The sequence below is a fragment of the Rhizobacter sp. P2_H2 genome (assembly GCF_056403375.1).
In genome coordinates this window covers 1-2,422 of record NZ_JBFUFP010000840.1, presented here as the reverse complement: position 1 = coordinate 2,422, position 2,422 = coordinate 1, and the positions used below count along the sequence as shown (strand labels likewise).

1 protein-coding gene and 1 pseudogene are annotated in these 2,422 nt (G+C 67.6%); one reads left to right on the top strand and one right to left on the bottom strand.

Annotation, left to right across the window (positions count from 1 at the left end; all coding sequences use genetic code 11):
- A pseudogene (locus AC1D15_RS27105) lies at nucleotides 1-306 on the top strand (hypothetical protein); the annotation flags it as partial.
- 6 nt (nucleotides 307-312) lie between these two features.
- Here the strand turns inward: AC1D15_RS27105 and clpB are convergent.
- Nucleotides 313-2,422, bottom strand: a 2,110-nt coding sequence (gene clpB, locus AC1D15_RS27100) for an ATP-dependent chaperone ClpB (RefSeq protein ID WP_477828445.1), incomplete at its 5' end; no start/stop codon positions are given.

Below are 2,422 nucleotides of genomic sequence, written 5' to 3'. Positions count from 1 at the left end.
GTCAGCTGCTGCGTGTTCGACATCGCGAGCGGCCAGGACCTGGTGCATGCCGGTGCGCGGCCCTCCCCCGACATCCTGGCCCACCACGGCGCGGCACTGATCGGCGCGATGACCGCGACCGCCCGCACGATGGGCCTCGGCCACGCGGTGCCCGAGGCGGCCATCACGCTCGGCTCGCACCACCTGCTGCTGCGCCCCGTGCCCAACCATCCCGGCGTGGCGCTGCATGCGGTGCTCGACAAGGCGCAGGCGAACCTGACGCTGGTCAGGCTGCAGGTCGGCCGGATGGACAACCTGCTGGACTGACCCGGTTCAGTGCACGACGCGCGAGAAGCTGAACTCCGAGCCGTTCACGTCCACCGGGATCACGTCCTTCGGCCCGAACCTGCCCTCGAGGATCAGCTTCGAGACCGGGTTCTCGATCTTCTGCTGGATCGCCCGCTTCAGCGGCCGCGCACCGAACACCGGATCGAAGCCGACCTGGGCCAGCGCCGCCAGTGCGGCCGGTGACACGTCGAGCTTCATCTCGAGCTTGTCCAGCCGCTGCTCCAGCACCTTCAGCTGGATCCTCGCGATCGCCTCGATGTTCTTCGCGTCCAGCGAATGGAACACCACCGTCTCGTCGATGCGGTTCAGGAACTCCGGGCGGAAATGCTGCTTCACCTCGGCCCACACCGCGTCGCGGATGGCCTCGGGGTCCTGCCCCGCCATCTGCATGATCTGGTGCGAGCCCAGGTTCGAGGTCATCACGATCACCGTGTTCTTGAAGTCCACCGTGCGGCCCTGCCCGTCGGTCAGCCGGCCGTCGTCGAGCACCTGCAGCAGCACGTTGAAGACATCGGGGTGCGCCTTCTCCACTTCATCGAGCAGCAGCACGCTGTATGGCTTGCGGCGCACCGCCTCGGTCAGGTAGCCGCCCTCGTCGTAGCCCACATATCCGGGCGGCGCGCCGATCAGCCGGCTCACCGAATGCTTCTCCATGAACTCGCTCATGTCGACGCGGATCAGGTGGTCCTCGCTGTCGAACAGGAAGCCGGCGAGCGCCTTGCACAGCTCGGTCTTGCCGACACCGGTCGGCCCGAGGAACAGGAACGACCCCGTCGGCCGGTTCGGGTCGGACAGGCCGGCCCGCGAGCGGCGGATCGCATYGGCCACSGCGSTGATGGCTTCGTCCTGGCCGACCACGCGCTCATGCAGCTTGCCTTCCATSTGCAGCARCTTCTCGCGCTCGCCCTGCATCAGCTTCGACACCGGGATGCCGGTCGCGCGCGCGACCACCTCGGCGATCTCCTCGGCACCGACCATCGTGCGCAGCAGCTGCGGGCGGCTCGCGTCGGCGCCCTTCTTCACCTCGGTGGCCTGCGCGTCCTTCAGCGCCTTCTCCAGCTCGGGGAGCTTGCCGTACTGCAGCTCGGCGACCTTGTTGAAATCGCCCTTGCGCTTGAACTCCTCGATCTGGAAGCGGGTGCGGTCRATCTCTTCCTTCACATGGGCCGAGCCCTGCGCCGTCGCCTTCTCGGCCTTCCAGATCTCCTCGAGGTCGGCGGCCTCGCGCTGCAGGCRCACGATCTCTTCCTGGATCAGGCCCAGGCGCTTCTGCGAGGCTTCATCCTTCTCGCGCTTGACCGCCTCGCGCTCGATCTGCAGCTGGATCAGCCGGCGGTCGAGCTTGTCCATCGCCTCCGGCTTGGAGTCGATCTCGATCTTGATCTTGGCCGCGGCCTCGTCGATCAGGTCGATCGCCTTGTCGGGCAGGAAGCGGTCGGTGATGTAGCGGTGGCTCAGCTCGGCCGCGGCGACGATCGCCGGGTCGGTGATCTCGACGCCATGGTGCACCTCGTACTTCTCCTGCAGCCCGCGCAGGATCGCGATGGTCGCCTCGACCGTCGGCTCGCCGACCAGGATCTTCTGGAAGCGGCGCTCCAGCGCGGCATCCTTCTCGAGGTACTTGCGGTATTCGTCRAGTGTGGTCGCGCCGATGCAGTGCAACTCGCCGCGCGCGAGCGCGGGCTTCAGCATGTTGCCGGCGTCGATCGCGCCCTCGGCCTTGCCGGCGCCCACCATCGTGTGGATCTCGTCGATGAAGACGATGGTCTGGCCTTCGTCCTGCGCCACTTCCTTCAGCACCGACTTCAGCCGCTCCTCGAACTCGCCGCGGAACTTCGCGCCGGCCAGCAGCAAGGCCATGTCGAGCACCAGCACCCGCTTGCTCTTCAGCGAATCGGGCACCTCGCCGGCGACGATGCGCTGCGCCAGGCCCTCGACGATCGCCGTCTTGCCGACGCCCGGCTCGCCGATCAGCACCGGATTGTTCTTCGTGCGCCGCTGCAGCACCTGGATCGCGCGGCGGATCTCGTCGTCGCGGCCGATCACCGGGTCGAGCTTGCCGCGGCGGGCGCGCTCGGTCAGGTCGATGGTGTAT